Consider the following 19,104-nt stretch of genomic DNA (forward strand, 5'->3'; position numbering starts at 1 on the left):
ACACCTTCGACCTCCTGAGTCAAATCTCCAAACATAGTATAGTGTCAATGCTTAAGGTCGCATCAGAACATGATGTTACTTTCTACCCTCGTTATGTCACAATCTACATTATCTATCAAATAACCTCACATAACACAATTAAAAGATAACGACAAAATGAAGATTACTAAAACACTTCTGCTCCTACTTTTAAGCACAGTGATGTTTACCGCCTATGCAGACAAACCTAAGAAGCAAGACCCGCTACTCACTGGCCCGTTCTTTATCCAACCCTACTTCAATGCTTTCGGTATGCGCGTACAAGAAGTAGATACTACGGAAGCCCGTCGAGGCTGTGTGGATATTTGGGAACATCAAAGTGCGCGAGCATACTATTTTGTCACAAAAAAGAATGCCGAAACCTCAATGGAGTACACAACGGGAAAATCAGGTTTTCGAATCGATAATATCAAATTTCATGTGTACAGAGAGTATCCCACTATTGAAGAAACAGAGGGGTTTATGTGGAATGAAATTCCTAAAGACTGGCAAGAAATTTCAGAAGAAGAGTATATCGAACATACCAAAGAGAAATGTCGCCGCATGGTAGGTATATGTTCCGCCATCTATCGTTCAGATGTGAAATGCTATCGCTTGCCCAAGATAGAAGGCCGCCCAACCATCTATGCCGGTGTATGCGTTTCTGCCTTCCCCGCGAAAAAGAAAGTGGCGGTAAGTGCCAATATCTACTACTGGGAAGATGGTGGCGCAGTGAACAAATAAAACACGGCAAAGCAATTCCTTTATTGAATCTCTGCATCCCCTCCAGAAAACATTGCAAAAAAACTTCAGAAGCTTCACCAAATACAGTTTTGGTGAAGCTTCTGACAATTAAGCAAAGATTTAATATATAGGGACCATGCGATGAGTTAGTGACACTTTAAGGCTTGCTGAGTGGATGCTGTGCGACACCGTCGGTGTCGGAAGGGAGGGGGAGCACACTACCCACGGGTTCACCCTTCGGGCATCACCCGCGGTTAAGCATAGTGTGTCCCCGCCGGGGACAGTCGGTCCACTCACTGCCGCCGGCCTCATCCCCCAGCATATCAAAACGCAGGAATTCGCCCCTAATAACTCACCCACACACATCGAAAGAAGTCTGTACACCATCGGAGACTACTTCTCCATCCCTGCGCCATCACCACTGCCACACATCGAATGAAGTCTGTACACTATCTGCTGCACCACTGCCACTCCCCAGTACCATTACCCCCGCAGTAAAGCATAACCAACTTACGCCTCCAGCGGAGGCGCACCATGCTTAACCGCGGGTGATGCCCGAGCGGAGTGAGGATGAACCCGTGGACAGAAAGCCACACTAACCTCCGACACCAGCGGTGTCGCACTGAAAGCGTAGAGGGAGTATTCTCCCTCTCTCCTCCTATAGAAAAAACTCATTTTTTGTTGTCACACTGTCACGGAGGAGGCGAATATGCTGATAGAGAGGAGCTTATGCGCGTGACAACAACTTTTTTTGTTGTCACACTGTTGTCACGCGTCGTCACGCTCGTAATAGATAGGTACTCAAGCGGTTATATTCAAAGTGTGACAACGTGACGATGTGACAACAAAAAACAACTTACAGAGAAGAGCCTACCTCCTTCGTACTCAATTTTCCTTATTCTATTTAGAAATACAATAAGGGCGTCGGCTGACGCAATAAGGATGTGAACTGACAGCCTTATTGTATTTCTAAACGCAATAAGGATATTTACGCTCACCTATATGATTGACTTGCGCAGATAAATTTCTTGAGGTTTCTGCATAGAGGCTATGATAGATTCCCTTATTCTCCGTCTAACAAATGTTGCAAATCTTCGAGATTTTCTACCACGGAGAGCAAGTCTTGAGGACGATCGCGGAGCATTCCTTTATGGTGGAGATCCGCTAAGAGGTCCAGCAGAGAGTTCCAAAAGCCATGGGGATTATAGAGTACTACGCGTTTGCTGGGATAGCCTATGGAGGCCATGGAAAGTGCCGTGAAAACCTCATCGAGTGTGCCCACGCCGCCAGGGAGGGCCAAGAGAATATCACTCTTCTCTATGATGATGCTCTTTCTGTCGGCTAAATCCACCGTTCGGATGGTGACATCCAGCGTTTCGCTCACTAAATTCCTATTGACCACTATTTCGGGAACAACGCCAAAGATGCGCCCGCCATTTTGCTTTGTGGCCTGTGCCAATTCCTCCATGAGGCCTTTCTTTGCACCGCCATAAATGAGGGTGCGGCGGGTCCTACCAATCCATTCTCCCACTTCGCTCACGGCTTGGTGGCAAATGTCGTCAACCTGACTATTGGCCGAGAGAAACACGCCTATTTTTTCGTACTTCATCATTCAGAATATAGCGTTTCGGTTATAGCTGCACAAACTTGTTCCAGCATCTCGCCTTCGGCAGGTGTGAAGGCGTTGAGTTCTTTACTATCGATGTCGAGCACGCCGACTACTTCGCCCTTGGCATTGCGCAGCGGAACGACGATTTCCGACCGCGAAAGACTGCTACAAGCTATGTGGCCGGGGAAGGCCTCAACATCGGGCACAATCAGGGTCTTTGCCTGCTCCCACGCCGTACCGCAAACGCCGCGTCCATGGCGGATGCGATAGCAGGCCACAGGACCTTGGAAAGGACCTAAACGGAGTTCGCCCTCGCGCACCAAATAAAAACCTACCCAGAAATAGCCCATCGAATCGTGCAACTCAGCAGCCACATTGGCCAATACGCTCATTTCTTCCTTTTCGCCCGAAATGAGAGCACGCACTGCGCTGATGACATCATTGTATTTTTGTTCCATACTTCCTTTTTATTGCTTTGAACCGAACGTGGGTTCAAAGCATTGACACAATAAGTGCGAAGTTAGTGAAAGCTAAGAAAACAAACGTTTTCCCCTCTCACTAACTTCGCACCTTTAAGTAATTTTCGGTCGGCGGCCTGTTGTTTATCGACAAGCAGCGATAACCTCAATCTCCACCAATCCGCCTTTGGGTAGTGTCTTAACAGCCACAGCACTGCGGGCAGGAGCTGGTGCGGTGAAGTATTCTGCGTAGACCTCGTTCATAGCTGCGAAATCGCTCATATCGGCTAAGAACACCGTGGTCTTAACAACATCGGCAAGGGTCAGTCCGGCTTCGGCCAAGATACTTTTCACATTTTCCAAACTTTGGCGTGTCAGTTCGCGAATGCCGCCTTCGACAAAATTGCCCGTAGCGGGATCGATGGGCAACTGCCCGCTGATGAACAAGAAACCATTAGCAGCGATGGCTTGGCTATAAGGGCCGATGGCTGCGGGAGCTTTGGAGGATGTAATCTGGGTTTTCATAAAGAAAGAATTTAAGAGGTATCGCCGCAGAACAGAGTTCCGAAACGAGACCTATGATGATTATTTTAGATAGTCTTCGAAATAGCGTGTGATACGTTCGTGGAGATGAATCATATCCTTACCCATCATGTTGTGGCCTTGACCGGGATAAGTGAAAAAGTCGGGCTGTGTTCCAGCATCTTCACAAGCGCGGAGGAACGCGAGGGAGTGCTGCGGCACGCAAACAGGGTCGTTGTTGCCAATGATAATCTGAAGGCGACCTTTGAGGTTCTTAGCCTTATTGAGCAGGCTTGCTTCTTTGTAGCCCTCGGGGTTGTTTTCAGGCGTTCCCATATAGCGTTCGCCGTACATCACTTCGTAGTATTTCCAATCGATGACAGGGCCGCCAGCCACAGCCACCTTGAACACATCGGGATAAGAGCAGATGAGATTGGTAGTCATAAATCCACCGAAGCTCCAACCGTGCACGCCTATGCGATTGGCATCAACGTAGGGTAGCGACTTGAGGAAATCAACGCCTTTGATCTGGTCCTTCATTTCTTCTGTGCCGAGATGGCGCCAAGTGGCCGTTTCAAAGGCAAAACCGCGCTCTGAAGAGCCACGATTATCGAGCACGAAGAGCAGATAACCTTTCTGAGCCATATAGATTTCCCACGGACGAGCGGTATAATTCCACGATTCTTCCACATTACGCACGCCAGGACCACCATAGACATAAACCACCGTGGGATACTTCTTCGTGGGGTCGAAGCCTACGGGTTTCACCATGCGATAGTAGAGGTCGGTAGTGCCATCGGCAACCTTGATAGAACCTCCCGAAATCTCGGGCACGTTATACTCCTTCCAGGGCGTATCATCGGTATGCAGTTTCTTCGCCTTCTGCCCCGTAGTGGAGAGAATATCGTATTGGCGGAAAGTCTTGGGCGAACTCCAGCGGTCGATAAGGTATTGACCGTCGGGAGAGAGCGTGGCGTTGTGCACGCCCACACCGTTGTCCAGCAAGGTGCGCTTGCCCGTTTCAACGTTCACGCTGTAATAGTTGTGACGAATGGGCGACGACTCGGTAGATTTGATGATAACGCTCTTAGTCTTTGTGTTGAAACCGGCGAGATTAAGCACCACCCAGTTACCTTGTGTGAGCTGCTTGATTTGACGGCCGTCGGTATCGAAGAGATAGAGATGGTTGTAGCCGTCCTTCTCGCTTTGGTAGATAAATTTGCTATTGTCCCAGGGCAGGAAGGTGATACCGTGCACTGGATGAACGTATTTCTCGTTCGTCTCCGTATAGAGCACGCCTTTGCGAGCACCTGTCTGCACATCGTAAGCCACGAGTTCTGCCTTGTCTTGAGTACGCGGCATCTCGATGAGATAAATCGTTTTCTCGTCGGGAGCCCAGCTCGGATTGGTGAAGTAGCGATTGGTGGGATCTCCGGCTTGCAGATAAACAGTCTTATCCGTTGCGGGATTGAAAATACCAATGGTCACTTTATGACTGGTCATACCGGCCATGGGGTACTTATCGGGCTCATACGCTGCTATACGTTGCGAAATGTCCACCTGCGGATAGTCGGCCACCATACTTTGATCCATACGCGTGAAAGCCAGGAGTTTTCCGCTGGGGCTGAAGAACGTACCCTTGGAATAACCGAATTCATCGCGGTGTACGCTCGTACCATAGAGCAACTCTCGCGAACCATCGGTGCTGATCGTATGCAGGCGACCATCGGCGGTGCGGAGGTAGAGGTTATAGCCTTTTGTGTAGGCTTCGCTGCGAGATGTCGCGTTGAATTCCACATGACCGATACCACGCTCGCGGGATGCTTGCCAAACAATCTTTTTCGTCTTCCAGTTGTAAAGGAAATTCGTATCAGAGGTGCGGAGTAGCACTTCCGTTTTCTTAGCATCGGGGAAAGACGCATGGTAAGCCGTGAGTCCTTTTCCCTTTGTTGTGTCGGAAAGGAGGGGTTGAATCTCAGCCGTCGTAAAGAGCGGCTTCGTTGCGCCGTACAAGCGGACAGATTCCGCATCGAGCTCTACGAGTTGGTTACCCCACCAGCTCGTGTAGATACTGCGGGGCATGATGTTCCAGTAGTTATCGCCGCCCCACATAAGGTCGTCGAGCGTAAAACTTTTCTTGTTTTGAGCTTGCATACTCATGGTGCAAAGTAGCGCTAAGGCCACGAGCCCCATGCGCTTCATTTTGTTCAATATTGTTATCATAGTCGTTGGGGTTATTTCCCTGCTAATCCATATCTTTTAGCCGCTAAAGAAAGTTCCTAAGGAGGAACACAACATTCTCTTTCGGCTAAAAGAAAAACGGAGGATGCGGAAAGGCACATAGGCTTTGTCCGTCAACAGACAGCATGCTATGATTTTCCGTATCCTCCGTTTTTAGTATATCTTTAAGTTAAGTAGGCGTCAGAAAAGCACACCTACATCATTCCTTTATCTATGGCCTTGGCCTCACTTCTTATCTGTCGCCATTTGAATGACGATCGAAGTTCTTACGGCCGCCGAAGCTCTTACCTCCTTTGCCTCTGGGACGATCTCCTTGTTCGTTGCGGTCGTTGAATCTTCCGCCTTTGCGGTCGCCAAAGTTGCCACGGTCTCCAAACTTACCACCCTTGCGCTCACCAAAGTTGTTGCGATCGCCGAACTTACCACTCTTACGGTCGCCAAAGTTGCGGCGCGGGCGATCGGTTTCTCCGTCTTCTCCGCGGTGTTTGCGGCCGTAGACACGTTCAAATTCGCGGTGTTTGTTACGCAGTTGGATAAACTCGCGGTCTTCTTCAGTCTGTTCGCGGCTGTCGTCGTCGAAGCGGCGGTGGAAATCCTCACGGAACTGGCGTCCTTTGCGGTGCTCAGCATTACGCTGGCGATCCTCCGAGGTTTTTATTTCTCCGCCGGCGGCGCGGAACTTTTCGATTTTCCCGTCGAACATTTGGTATTTGCGGAACTCGCAATCCAGCGAACCATTGTAGAGCTGAATCTTCGTACTGGGACGCAATCCAATACTATCGAAAAGCTCCTGCTTGCTACTGATAATCCATGCTTCGTTACCTTTGAACTCATGCTTAAGGCGTTCGCCGATGGCTTTGTACAGTCCTAAAATATCGGCCGGTTGCAAACGCTCACCATAAGGCGGGTTGGTCACAATGATGGCCTTATTCTCCGGTTGGGTAAACTTACGGAAGTCCTGCTGGCAGAACTCTACCACATCGCTTACACCAGCTTGTTTGGCATTGGCCATCGCCCCTTCGAGAGTAGGACGATTGATGTCGTAGGCGTAAATCTTATGGTTGAATTCACGTTCAGCCGAGTCGTCGTTATATATACGATCGAGCAAATCGCGGTCAAAGTCTTTCCATTTCTCGAAGCCGAAACTCTTACGGAAGATACCGGGATAGATATTGCGCGCCATGAGAGCGGCTTCGATAGCTATAGTGCCCGAACCGCAGAAAGGGTCGATCAAATCGCTTTCCATATCCCATCCACTCAACTTAATGAGGCCGGCAGCCAACACTTCGCTGATCGGAGCATCACAAGAAGCCACGCGATAGCCACGCAGGTGAAGACTCTCGCCGCTCGCATCGAGCGAGAGCGTACATTGGTCTTCAGCGATGTGCATATTCAGCTTGATGTCGGGATTTGTCACACTAATGTTCGGACGTTTGCCCTCTTTCTCGCGGAAATAGTCCACAATGGCGTCCTTCACCTTATAGGCAACAAACTTGGAGTTGCGGAACTCCTGAGAATAGACCACCGAATCGACGGCGAAAGTAGTGTTCAAATCGAGATAGTTAGCCCATTCGATGGACTTCACTGCCTCGTAGACAGCTTCTGCATCAAGAGCCTTGAAATGCTTGATTGGTTTGAGCACTCGGATAGCTGTGCGAAGGCAGAAGTTTGCTCGATAGAGCATTTCCTTGTTTCCAGAAAACGACACCATACGACGCCCAATCTGTATGTCGTTAGCACCGAGTTCGGTGAGTTCTTGAGCCAAGACTTCTTCCAGTCCTTGAAAGGTTTTGGCAATGAGTTCGAATTCTTCCATAAAGTCAGCCTCGCTGTTGGAGGTTAGAAGCGTAAGTGTATGTATTTTATTGATTAAAAAAACTTTTCTTTTATGCTCAGATATAAAGAGCCTCAACATCGGTAGCCAAAGCGGTGCGCACTTCGAGGGAGATGCGAAATCTGGCATTGAGCAATGTCGAGGGTATATTTGTGAGAGTTATCATCGCCATACCGATGCTGATGAAAGAGACCTTTCATCTGACCCACATCTGCAAGACGCGCCACAGTTTGCTGAAACTGTTCAGTAAAATTATCCAATGTAGATTTGATAATAGTTAATTAAACTATTGCAAAGATAATGAAATTTTGAATCTCGAAAGATATAGAAACAAAAAAGCTGAACCTCATTGAGATTCAGCCTTATTTATCTTATGTGCGTAAGTTGCTTATGCCAATGCATTCACGTGTTTAGCAATGCCACTCTTAAGGTTGGCAGCTTTCTTCTTGTGAATAATGTTACGCTTAGCAAGCTTGTCCAGCATCTTCTGTACTTTTGGCAGAAGTTCTGTAGCAGCTGCTTTATCCGTAGTGGCGCGGAGCTTGCGAACAGCATTACGCATTGTCTTAGCGTAATAGCGGTTGTGCAATCTGCGAGTCGCCGTCTGACGAATTCTCTTAACAGATGATTTGTGGTTTGCCATTTTATATTATTCTTTTTAATTGTAGCCTATAGCAGAGTCGAACTGCTCTTTAGAGAATGAAAATCTCTCGTCCTAACCGATAGACGAATAGGCCTGCCTGCAACCTTTGCCTTTCAAGTGCTCCCGACTATCGTCGAACGCCCCGCGGCTGAATTGCGAGTGCAAAAGTACAGCAAAGTTTTTAATGCACCAAACATTTCTCCTACTTTTTTCGATTTTTTTCTTTCTCCCGCCCCTTTACTCCCATTTTCGCTACTATCACCTACCATTTTCTTTGTATTTTTGCCGCGAAAGCAGAAGGTGCTCACCTTGTGGCTCTTCTTGCTCGATTCTCGAACTTGACGGGCCAGCCGGCCCTCTCCGAAAACCTCTCTCCTAAACAGAGCTGCTCTCTCATTAATCTCACACTCCCTTCCCCTATGCGCGCCATCATACTCAACACTATTAAATATTCCGATAAAGACCTTATCGTTGAACTGCTCACGGAAAAGGACGGATGCCTTTCCTTTATGCAACGCATCAGTACTTCCAAACGGGCAAAGATTCGGACGGCGTGGTTTCAGCCGTTGGCGCGGCTCGACATAGACTACGACGACCGACCGGCACACAAACTGAAACGCCTCACAACTGCACAACCACTGCCGCTGCTCACTATTCCCTACGAGCCGGCAAAGACGACGATGGCGCTTTTCTTAGCCGAATTCCTCCGCGTCACTATGCGGAGCGAACCGGCATCACCGCTGCTATTCGACTATGTTTGGAACAGCATAGAATGGTTGGACACTTGCCGAGAGTCGTTTGCTAACTTCCACCTTGTTTTCCTACTCCATCTGGCGCGCTTCTTTGGCTTCGAGCCCAATTTGGAGACGCCATCGCCCAACTGCTACTTCGACCTCGAGAGCGGAACGTTCACTATGGTGCGCCCGCTGCATCCCAACGTGCTATTGCCCGAAGAGGCGCAACTGCTACCTACATTGATGCGTATGAATCTGGCTACGATGCACCTCTTCAAACTCTCGGGCGAACAACGCTCGCAGCTGCTCCGCTTCATGAATAATTACTACAAACTGCACATCCCTAACTTTGCCGAACTCAAATCGCTGAAAGTTTTGCAGGAGGTGTTTGCGTAGGTTTTCATCCTGTCTCTTCTTCCGTGTCACTATTCTTGACAGTGACAGTTGCGCAAGGAGATGTTAAAGAAGCTTTCCTCTTCTCCGCTTCCCTGCTTTTCTTCACCATCCAAAGCAGCCAATTGCTGCTTTTGCGGGAGAAAATCCCGAAAAAGTGGGTTTCCGATGCTGATTCCCTCCTTTTTAGTCGTCATTTTCCTTATTCCGTCATCTGGCATCCTTATTGTGTCGGCCGACAGCCTTATTGCGTTGGAGAATATCCTTATAGGAATCACGCCTATACCCTGCAAAAGCATCTTTTTCCTTATTCTGCTCATTTTTTTATTCTGCGCTTTCTTCCACCGAAAGGCTTCGCGCTGGATTTCGCGCGATTCTCAGGGCTGTAGAATGAGTGTTTCCTTGACAAAGTAGGAGAAAACGATTCTTCTGAAAATATTGCCCACGAATGAACACAAAGCCGGCGAAAGTTTCACGAAGACAGAAGACGACAAGTCTATTTGCCCTTAAAATTTGCACATTAAAGTCATCGTTTGTAACTTTGGCAACAAGAAATATAACTCCTAAAAATCAGCTAACTACAAGCACACTATGACACAGCTCAAAACATGGGGTCTGCTTCTGGCTCTTACCGTAAGCCTCACGGCCTCGGCTCGAAAAGTGAAAGTAAACGTACAACAACCCGGTACGCTGGAACAGCAACTACCGCCTAAAGTTCGTAAGTCGCTCACAGAGCTAACGCTCCGCGGCTCGCTCAATGGTGCCGACTGGCATTTTCTCCGCTCGCTGATGGGTATCAGTCGCGACACAACAGCCGTGGACGGAAAACTTCAGCGTTTGGATCTCAGCGATGCCACGTTGCATAAAAGTACAGACGCATTCCTCTTCAATTATCAGATTAAGGCCGACTCCATCCTGCCGCAATGGGCTTTTTATCGCTGCAAGGTGGGAGAAGTTATCCTTCCGCGCGCACTTCATTTGATTGATTCCAATGCTTTCCGCGAAGCACGCATTCGCCGCGTAGTCCTTCCCGAAAAAGTATCTATCAATGAAGATGCCTTTACCGATTGTTCGGAATTGGAGGACATCTGTTTTCCGAAAACATTGGGTAGCTTGTCTTCAAACGCCATCGTAGGTTGCGAAAAACTACAAACAGTACGAATGAACAGCGTCCTCTTCATCAGCGGTGGTGGCTCTATCCGAGATTGTAGCAACTTGCGCAAGATTGAAATCAATGGCACACTGGGACATATAGATGGTTGGCAAACTTTCTCAAAGCTCCCCAAACTCACGGAGATTGTCTTCAACGGCCCTGTGCTTTCCACAGGAGGGAGCAAAGAATGGTTGAGCGAATGCCCCGCACTTCAGCAAATCACCTTCAACGGCCCTGTACTTTCAACAGCCTTCGCGGGTATTGCTGATCTCCCCAACTTTCACAACTATGTTTCTCTCCCCAACCAAGTGTTTTTAAGCAACTCGGAATGGGTGAAAGGAATCCCCGAAAAAGGACCTTATACAGAAGAAACTTTCAAGGCTTTCCGACAATTGCAGCAGAGCTTTGAGGCCTTCCCCGACTTTCACAGCGAGGATCAAACTTTTGTCACCTCCGCCATCTTGAATAACTTTCTTGCTACCTCTGCTATCCTACACGACAAAGCAGGTCTATTGAAATATGGACAACTCATCTTAGAAAGCAGACCGAGAAAACTATATCGTCTCCTTTGCGATAGTATCTTTAACGATTTTGCAGGCCAATCCGATTTTGAGGCTCTCAAAGAAAAGTCACGGCTATTTGGCGATTACATTTATATTCTCAAGACTTCTCCACAATACGAACGTTCGGAACAGACGCAACAGGCCTTTACCTATGCGTTCGACTCTCCCATTCTGAAAAAGGTGCGTGAAGAACTCAAGCTGGACAGCATCGCTGGCAACGGAGATGAGATCAGCCGCATCAAGCGCGTGATGTATTGGCTCCACGATGCTATCCCACACGATGGTTCGTCCAGTTGGCCACAATGCAAGTATAACGCACTCGACCTTTTCCGCAACGCTCAGAAGAACAAGCGCAGATACAACTGCCGGTTTCTGGCAGAAATGCTAACCGACTGCTATCTGGCTCTTGGCTACCCTGCTCGCTTCATCACGTGCGAAAGTAAAGAAATAGGAGATCCCGATTGCCATGTCATAGTAATGGTATGGAGCAAGACTCTCAATAAGTGGGTTTGGATGGATCCCAGCTTTGCCGCTTATGTGACGGACGAAAACGGCACATTGCTCCATCCTGGCGAAGTGCGCGAACGGCTCATTGATGGCCGCCCGTTGGTGCTCAATCCGGATGCAAATTGGAACCACAAATCGAAACAAACCAAGGAAGAATACATTGATAGGTATATGGCCAAGAACCTTTATACCATTCAGTCGCACCTTACCAATCGGCCAGAGATAGAGAATGACGAAAATTTCTACCAAGACGTGATCACCCTCATAGGAAAAGGTGTCACCTACAAAGGAGGCGGCCGCACCACTTCCGACGACCAATATTTCTGGCAAGCCCCAAAACTGCCGTAACAGGTACTATCGAGAGATATAAATAAGAAGAGAGCCGAAACACAGTTACAAAAACTTGTTTCGGCTCTTTAGGTGAAGAAGCGTGACCTTAGAATGTCACGCGAAACATTCCGCGTATGCCCCATTTGCGCTTGGCGGGGAGATTCTCCGTATATGTGACACGACGGACATATTCGATGTGGAAAATCTTGAAAATATTGTGAATACCAGCCACTATTTCCACATAGGGCTTTTTCTTATCCATCGCGTGGGAGAGATAACGGAATGAACCGTCAGCTTGGAACTCGCCTGGGAAATAGAAGAGGCGCGCATCGGCAGCATTCTTGGCGAGGAGCGGATTATTCTTATCGGTCAAATCGCCCCAAAGAACGTTGCAGCCAAAGCTTTCGCGCCATTTGAGTTTTTTGAGCAACGGAATGCGATTAAAGAGCTTTCCGTTGAGATCCCAAGAGGCGAAAAGCGAAGCATAACGGTCGTTGAGGAATTCCATATTGTCGATCAAACTAAACATCTCGTCCTGCGAGATATAAGAGAGATTGGCAGCGGGCATAATGAGCAAGGGATAAGGCACTTTATTCCATTGAACGCCTGCCGAAAGGCGCGTGTCAATTTTTCCCCACGAATGGAGCCAAAAGCGTTTGTAAACGCTGGCTTCCGTGAAATTGTAAGCGTAATCTCCTCCGAGCAGATTCTTAAAACCCATGGTGTGGCTGACGCTAAAGACCGGGAAATCGAGACTGGGCGAATAGCGACGTTGCTTAGTATTGACCCATTTGGCACCTGGACTGTAGATAAAACTCAGCGTAGCATCGAGCGTGGTGAGCTTCTTCTGCCAATTCCCACCCAAAGAGGGCGCACCAGCGCCATTGAGGGGCTGATAGAAAAGTGCGGCTGTAGGCTCGTCCACCTCGTGGCGAAGCTGTGCCTTAAAGCGCAGGTTGTTCTCCCACTCCCGATCGAAGACCAGCGTCCAGCGACAAAAGTACATCATGTGGTTCACCTTCGTCCATTTGAGGGAGGTGAAGACGTTGTCCTTATCTGTGGGCAAGAATTTGTCGGAGGGCGACATCACGTCGTTCGTGTAGTTGAGCGACAGGTTGCTCACGGGGAACTCTCGCGGCAGGTAGGCCTTTGGTAGGAAGCTATAAGTGATCTCTCCAGATCCCATAATGCGACGGTCCTTAAAGCCGTAAGCTGCATAGCCTTTCAGAAAGAGGTGCTTATTGAGGAAAGCTGTGGTTTGGGCTGAGCCGCGGAGGCGGAAACCATTGACAAAATTCTGGCTAAAAATGGTGTTGATAGGGCCAATATCTACTTTTGAACCTTTCTTTGGGTCGGTGGTGGTTTCCACAAAGTTTTCGATAAATGCCTTTGCCACCCACAACACGGGCTTAAAGCCTTTCACCTGACTCAACTGCGTGACGAGTTGCTCCATCTTCCCCTCCGATTCCGTGAGCGGGTCACTGCGGTATTTGTCCCAAAAGGCATCATCCTTCATCAAGGCATCGGCGGCCAACTGCGTGTCGCCGCGAAACTTAAAAGTCTTTTCGGGAATTGGCTCAAAGGAGAAATTGCTGTACTCTGTCAGACGCTTCACCATAAACTTCTGGAAGAAGTTTACAACTTTTAGTTCAACGAGCATATCATCTCGAACGAGGACTTGTTCCCCTGTGGGCAACTGTTGGAACTGCTGAATGATGCGCATGTTCTCTACATAGTTGACGTCGCTGCGACCAGGAATACCCAGGTCGCACTTGACGACACGGTAAGAGGAGTCAGCGGCAATGAAGAGGGAGCCGCTGAAGCCGAAGTCCTGCGGATTGTTCGGCGTGAAGTTGACATGGATGGTTTTGATAGAGTCTACCATCACTGTATCTACTAAAAAATAGCGGTAGAAAGAGATGGCCGTCTTTGAAGATATAGGACTGGTGAACGGATACTGGAGCAAACGCACGTCGTCTTCATAGATATTCACATCGGTGAAGCAGTCCTGAACGACAGTAGTAAAAATGTCGCCAGTATAAAAGAGATCGTTCAAACCCGTTGAGCGTTTACCTTTGATTATCGTCTTGCCGGAGCGCGGCGATTGCCGGAAGATTTCTTGCGACACCGTTTCGTCGACATTGATAGGCAAGATGAGTTTGCCGGTTTCATTATTGGTTTCTACATGGTCTTTGAGAAAAGGAAACTTCTTGAACTTCCCTTCTTGGAGAACCTTATCCGTGACGTCATTGAAAGCAAAGATGGTTTTGGAATACTTATCGATGCTGTAGAACGGATGCCGCTTGAGGTCGCTCTGCTTCTTGGCAGCGATGACTTTCCGCATGAGGTCGACCGCTGGATTCTTTTTGCGGCTGTAGCGCTGCTTTGTTCCCGTCACCGTAGCCTCTCCAAGCACTCCGTCCTCCCGCGCTTCGAGCTTCACATCGAGGACCTCGCCCGCTTTCACCTTCAGAACGCGCGTTTTGTAGCCCACCAGGGAGAACGTGAGCTTGCTACCGTTGCGCGCCACAGAGTAATGGCCGTTGAAGTTTGTTTGCGTTCCGTGGTTTTTATCGAAGTAGACATTGACAAACGGGAGCTTGTCGCCCGTCTGTGCGTCCGTAACCGTGCCGCTGATAGTCTGCGCCACTGCGGTAAGTACTAAAAACACCAGGAGAAGGAAGATAGAGAATCTTTTCAACTTGCTATTCGTTTATAAAAGAAAGATAGCATTTGACGAACCACGGCTATGCATCAACATCTTTAATGCTATTGGCCCTTGGTGCGTCAAATGCTAAGGTCACATTAGGGAAATTATCGTGTCGTTACTCCCGCGGACGAACACCTCGAAACTGTCTTTGCCTATGAGGGAGAAAAGGCAGGACTAATCTATTTCTTCGTCAGCTTCATACCCACCCATTTCGCGAATGGCGTTCTTTAGCATGACATACTGCTGGAAGAGATGATTGATAGGTACTTCATTCTGCGTGTAATCGTGCATGGGGCTCTTGAGGAAGAAGCTCAAGAAACGTTGCGTGCCAAAGCGGCCAGCGCGCGCAGCTGCATCGGAGAGCAACACGAGGTCGAGAACCAGCGGCGCAGCCAGAATGGAGTCGCGGCAGAGGAAGTTGATTTTGATTTGCATGGGATAGCCCATCCAACCGAAGAGGTCTATATTGTCCCAACCTTCCTTGTTGTCGTTGCGCGGCGGGTAGTAGTTGATGCGCACCTTATGGTAGTAGTCGGTATAAAGGTCGGGCTGCTCTTCAGGTACGAGGATGCTCTCCAGCGTAGAGAGTTTGCTGACCTCCTTGGTATGAAAGTTGGCAGGCTCATCAAGGACGAGACCGTCGCGATTGCCCAAAATGTTGGTAGAGAACCAGCCACTCAAACCCAAGCAGCGTGTGCCAATGATCGGAGCAAAACCTGATTTCACGAGGGTCTGACCTGTCTTGAAGTCTTTACCCGCAATCGGCATCTTTGTTTGTTCGGCCAATTCCCACATGGCAGGAATATCTACCGTAGTATTGGGCGCGCCCATGATAAAGGGGCACTGTTCGGCCAGAGCTGCATAAGCGTAGCACATTGAAGGGGCTATGCGCTGGCGGTCGTCGGCTTTCATGGCAGTTTCGAGGGCTGCCAGCGTGCCGTGAACCGCTGTATCAACGGGCACATATATTTCAGTGGAGGCCGCCCACATCACAACGACACGGCTGCAACCTGTGCGCGCCTTAAAGTCGCGGATGTCTTGACGCAAAGCCTCAACCATTTCCCAGCGCGTGCTGCAATCTTTCACATTTGTTCCATCCAAACGGCTGGCAAAGTTGCGATCGAACGCAGCTTTAAGGGGAACAATGGCCTTGAGCTCTTCTGCAACGGGCTCTATATCGCGTTCGTTCAACACTTGTGCTTGAAGTGCTGATTCGTAGGCGTTTTCGGGATATACGTCCCAACTGCCAAAAACGAGATCGTCAAGACTTGCCAACGAAATGATATCGGAATAGTGGAGGTATTTCTTATTCTCTCCTCGACCCACACGAATCTTGTCGTATTGCGTCATTGAGCCAACGGGCTTTGCCAGGCCTTTGCGCGCCATCAGGACGCCCGTCATAAAAGTTGTGGTTACGGCACCGAGACCGACAACCATTACGCCTAATTTTCCTTCTGCTGGTTTCATACTATAAGACTTATTTTAGAAATGTCTATTATTGGTAACGTGTCACAATAGATATATAACACGGCGTGTAACGATATTGCAAAAGTAGCAAATGTTTTCACATACGTTCAAATACCTCCGTTTTTTAGCACATTTCTGGAAAGAAAGAACAGGATTCTACCCAAAAAGAACAATTTTCATAGGAGATAGCGAAGAAAAGGCGGCTTTTACGCATTGTTTTCCCGCATGGCCAACGCCTTATTTTCGGCAACTTCCATGATTTCGCGCTCACCCGGACCTTTATCGTTGATGCCGCAAAGATGAAGAATACCGTGAATGATGACACGATTGAGTTCCTGCTCATAAGAAACGCCCAATTGCTCAGCATTCGTACGAACCGTGTCGAGAGATATGAAAAGGTCGCCGCTGATCACGTCGTCTTCGTCGTAATCAAAGGTAATAATATCCGTATAATAGTCGTGTTGGAGATATTGACGATTGATCCTCAGGATTTCTTCATCGTCGCAGAAGATATAGGCCACATCGCCCACCTTACGCCCATAAGAAGCAGCCACACGCTTGACCCATGCAGAATTGTCACGGCGTCGGATCTTCGGCATCGCAACGTTGATTGTATTATATGTTATCATCGTTCAAGATATATACATTCTCAAAACAGACTCTGCTCCTGCGGCCCACCGGTGTACATGGAACGGCCCAGATGCAGATAGGCTTGCTCGGTCACTTCGCGCCCACGAGGGGTGCGGCGGATAAAGCCTTCTTTGATGAGGAAAGGCTCGTAAACTTCCTCCACTGTTCCGGCATCCTCGCCAATGGCTGTGGCGATGGTGCTGATACCCACAGGGCCACCCTTGAACTTATCAATGATGGTGAGGAGTATCTTATTGTCGATTTCGTCCAAGCCGTATTTGTCGATGTTAAGAGCTTCGAGGGAGAACTTTGCGATGTCCAAATCTATGCGCCCATTGCCTTTCACTTGCGCAAAGTCGCGTACGCGGCGCAAGAGTGCGTTGGCAATTCGTGGCGTTCCACGACTGCGCCCAGCAATTTCTTCGGCCGCTTCGGCAGTGATAGGAACATTGAGGATAGAGGCGGAACGCTCTATGATACGCTGCAATGTTTCGCTGTCGTAGTATTCAAAATGGAGGTTGATACCGAAGCGAGCGCGCAAGGGAGCTGTCAAAAGACCGCTACGCGTGGTGGCACCAATGAGAGTGAAAGGATTGAGGTCTATCTGAATGCTGCGAGCTGCCGGACCTCGATCTATCATAATATCTATGCGATAGTCCTCCATGGCGGAATAGAGATATTCCTCCACAACAGGTTGCAGGCGATGGATTTCATCTATAAAAAGCACGTCGTTAGGCTCTAAACTGGTGAGCAAACCTGCCAAATCGCCGGGTTTGTCAAGAACGGGGCCGCTGGTGAGCTTGAACCCCACGCCCAACTCATTGGCAATGATATTGGCAAGCGTTGTTTTACCCAATCCGGGAGGACCGTGCAACAGAGAATGGTCGAGAGGTTCGCCGCGGTACTTTGCCGCCTCAACGAACACCTGCAGATTCTCCACCACCTTTTGCTGACCGCTGAAATCATCAAACTGCAGAGGGCGCAGGGCTTTCTCAAACTCTCGCTCCGAGGATGTCGGGGTCATCTGCTCCGACCTGATGTCAAATGTATCTTGTCCCATTATGCCGCAAAGGTACGAAATTCTTGTGATAATCAGTTTTGTTCAATCAGTACAAAAGAATGGGCAGAAACAGGAGAAGTAGAACTAATACCATGGCGTTTATGCTCCACTTTTCATCTGAACTAAAAATCAGAAAACGGCAGCTATTCATCACCACATCAAGGAAAAACACGCCTCATAACACTTTGATTTTAAACACAATAAAGGAGGTCGTAAATATCCTTATTGCGTTTGAAAATACAATAAGGCTGTCAGCTGACATCCTTATTGCGTCAGCTGACACAATAAGGATATTTACGAACGGCTCTATATGTAGTTTTTCGCCCAACTTTTAGGAGAAAAAAGAGGAAGCGGATGGGCAAAATTCCGATAAGGAGCGCAAAAGTTTTGCAGCTTTGCTTTCGCCCTTGTCAGCTCCTTTTTCGGTTTACAAAAAAGGGAGCGACAAAACAAAACTGTCGCTCCCTTGAGGGATTATACTTGGAATGATTTTACTGCGGAAGTGTCACGCGGAAGAGTGGACTATCGGTGTGATCTTGCTTAATAAAAGCTTTCATTTTCTTCACCACTTCGGGATGAGCAGCAGCCACGTCGTGGTCTTCATGCAAATCGTTGGCAAGGTCATAAAGGTGTACCTCGCCGCGATTGACAACCATCTTCCAGTTGCCCATGCGCACACCGAGCATATTGGTTTCGTGGAATTCCCAATAAAGATGGTCGTGTTCTTTCTGCGTTCCCTTGCCCGTCAGCGTGGGATAGATGGAGAGACCATCGAACCAGTCGTTTTTCAGACGTGGGTTGCGATAGCGCTGCTCATAGTTTTCGATGCCTGCCAAGTCGCAGAATGTAGCCATCAAGTCGTAGAAGGCAAACTGGTGGTCGCTGGTGACGCCTTCTCTCACTTGTCCCGGCCAGCTAACGATAAAGGGGATGCGGATACCGCCTTCGTAGGTGCTGCGCTTCAAGCCGCGCAGTTTTGCATCACGATTGAAGAACGTGGGATCTGCCCCGCCCTCTTCGTGAGGACCATTATCGGAGGTGAAAATCACAACGGTGTTTTCCGCCAGGCCTTTTTCTTCGAGTTTCTTCATGATTTCGCCCACCTGCATATCCAGGCGACTGATCATGGCAGCAAACTGCGCGTGAGCAATGTTCGTCGGATTGTAGCGCGAACCTTTATCGCCACCATACTGACGCTCTGCGCAGAAATGTCCCTTATAGGCTTCGAGGATGGAGTCCTCGGGCTGAATCAGTTCAGCGTGCGGAAGCGTGTAGGTAAAGATGCTCAAGAAGGGTTTGTCTTTGCTCTGCTTGTCGAGCCAGTTGAGAGCGTGCTGATGAATAAGGTCGGAAGAATACTGCCGGCATTTGCTGCAGCGCACAATATCAAAGGCAGCCACAACAAAAGAAGTAATAAAGAGGTAATTTTTCTCATGATGGTGTGTTAAGTCGAAACTTGCCTCGCAAAACTACTACTTTTCTACAGAT

At 48.6% G+C, this 19,104-nt stretch carries 15 protein-coding genes and 1 pseudogene; 3 read left to right on the forward strand and 13 right to left on the reverse strand.

All coding sequences use genetic code 11. The annotated features are described in order from the left end of the window. Positions 1 to 156: 156 nt before the first annotated feature. A complete protein-coding gene (locus tag FHS60_RS02195) occupies positions 157 to 762 on the forward strand; it encodes a hypothetical protein (protein ID WP_183694420.1) in 606 nt (201 codons plus the stop codon). Positions 763 to 1,825: 1,063 nt separating this feature from the next. Here the strand turns inward: FHS60_RS02195 and FHS60_RS02200 are convergent. The 7 genes from FHS60_RS02200 to rpsT all read right to left on the reverse strand — a co-directional run bounded on the left by FHS60_RS02200 (position 1,826) and on the right by rpsT (position 8,069). Beyond that, on the reverse strand, positions 1,826 to 2,374 hold the full coding sequence (locus FHS60_RS02200; protein ID WP_183694423.1) for an LOG family protein: 549 nt from the start codon (positions 2,372 to 2,374) through the stop codon (positions 1,826 to 1,828). Continuing rightward, positions 2,371 to 2,829: a GAF domain-containing protein gene (locus tag FHS60_RS02205; protein ID WP_183694426.1), complete on the reverse strand. Its 459-nt coding sequence runs from the start codon at positions 2,827 to 2,829 to the stop codon at positions 2,371 to 2,373. Before FHS60_RS02205 ends, FHS60_RS02200 begins: the two co-directional genes overlap by 4 nt. Before the next feature lie 144 nt (positions 2,830 to 2,973). After that, positions 2,974 to 3,354, reverse strand: a complete 381-nt coding sequence (locus tag FHS60_RS02210; RefSeq protein WP_183694430.1) for a RidA family protein — start codon at positions 3,352 to 3,354, stop codon at positions 2,974 to 2,976. A gap of 60 nt (positions 3,355 to 3,414) precedes the next feature. Further along, positions 3,415 to 5,574: a S9 family peptidase gene (locus FHS60_RS02215; RefSeq protein ID WP_244957403.1), complete on the reverse strand. Its 2,160-nt coding sequence runs from the start codon at positions 5,572 to 5,574 to the stop codon at positions 3,415 to 3,417. A gap of 250 nt (positions 5,575 to 5,824) precedes the next feature. Further along, entirely contained in the window at positions 5,825 to 7,408 is a 1,584-nt protein-coding gene (locus FHS60_RS02220; protein WP_183694433.1) for a THUMP domain-containing class I SAM-dependent RNA methyltransferase, read from the reverse strand. Between the two features lie 92 nt (positions 7,409 to 7,500). Beyond that, the gene (locus FHS60_RS02225) at positions 7,501 to 7,686 is read right to left on the reverse strand and encodes a hypothetical protein (protein ID WP_183694436.1); all 186 of its coding nucleotides are present in this window, start codon (positions 7,684 to 7,686) and stop codon (positions 7,501 to 7,503) included. A 128-nt stretch (positions 7,687 to 7,814) separates the two neighbouring features. Beyond that, positions 7,815 to 8,069 (reverse strand): 30S ribosomal protein S20, encoded by a 255-nt coding sequence (gene rpsT, locus FHS60_RS02230; RefSeq protein WP_009347704.1) that lies wholly within the window; start codon positions 8,067 to 8,069, stop codon positions 7,815 to 7,817. A gap of 419 nt (positions 8,070 to 8,488) precedes the next feature. Between rpsT and recO the strand changes: the two genes are divergently transcribed. Beyond that, positions 8,489 to 9,199 carry a DNA repair protein RecO gene (recO, locus tag FHS60_RS02235; protein WP_183694439.1) on the forward strand — a complete coding sequence of 237 codons (711 nt, stop codon included), beginning with the start codon at positions 8,489 to 8,491 and terminating at the stop codon, positions 9,197 to 9,199. Between the two features lie 29 nt (positions 9,200 to 9,228). Here the strand turns inward: recO and FHS60_RS02240 are convergent, their stop codons facing one another. Beyond that, entirely contained in the window at positions 9,229 to 9,516 is a 288-nt protein-coding gene (locus FHS60_RS02240) for a hypothetical protein (protein WP_183694442.1), read from the reverse strand. Positions 9,517 to 9,787: 271 nt separating this feature from the next. Between FHS60_RS02240 and FHS60_RS02245 the strand changes: the two genes are divergently transcribed. After that, positions 9,788 to 11,767 carry a leucine-rich repeat protein gene (locus FHS60_RS02245; RefSeq protein WP_183694445.1) on the forward strand — a complete coding sequence of 660 codons (1,980 nt, stop codon included), beginning with the start codon at positions 9,788 to 9,790 and terminating at the stop codon, positions 11,765 to 11,767. Positions 11,768 to 11,855: 88 nt separating this feature from the next. Here the strand turns inward: FHS60_RS02245 and FHS60_RS02250 are convergent, their stop codons facing one another. The 5 genes and pseudogenes from FHS60_RS02250 to FHS60_RS02270 form a co-directional block, all read right to left on the reverse strand. Further along, positions 11,856 to 14,450, reverse strand: a complete 2,595-nt coding sequence (locus tag FHS60_RS02250; protein WP_221189626.1) for a DUF5686 and carboxypeptidase-like regulatory domain-containing protein — start codon at positions 14,448 to 14,450, stop codon at positions 11,856 to 11,858. Positions 14,451 to 14,633: 183 nt separating this feature from the next. Continuing rightward, a complete protein-coding gene (locus FHS60_RS02255) occupies positions 14,634 to 15,926 on the reverse strand; it encodes an inositol-3-phosphate synthase (protein ID WP_183694448.1) in 1,293 nt (430 codons plus the stop codon). Positions 15,927 to 16,132: 206 nt separating this feature from the next. Beyond that, complete coding sequence (gene ybeY, locus FHS60_RS02260) at positions 16,133 to 16,555, reverse strand: rRNA maturation RNase YbeY (RefSeq protein WP_183694451.1); 423 nt, start codon at positions 16,553 to 16,555, stop codon at positions 16,133 to 16,135. 20 nt (positions 16,556 to 16,575) lie between these two features. Then, positions 16,576 to 17,616: a Holliday junction branch migration DNA helicase RuvB gene (gene ruvB / locus FHS60_RS02265; protein ID WP_183694455.1), complete on the reverse strand. Its 1,041-nt coding sequence runs from the start codon at positions 17,614 to 17,616 to the stop codon at positions 16,576 to 16,578. A 491-nt stretch (positions 17,617 to 18,107) separates the two neighbouring features. Then, positions 18,108 to 18,986: pseudogene (locus FHS60_RS02270) on the reverse strand (sulfatase-like hydrolase/transferase); the annotation flags it as partial. Positions 18,987 to 19,104: the final 118 nt, after the last annotated feature.

This window comes from Alloprevotella rava, from assembly GCF_014195585.1.
Lineage (GTDB): Bacteria > Bacteroidota > Bacteroidia > Bacteroidales > Bacteroidaceae > Alloprevotella > Alloprevotella rava.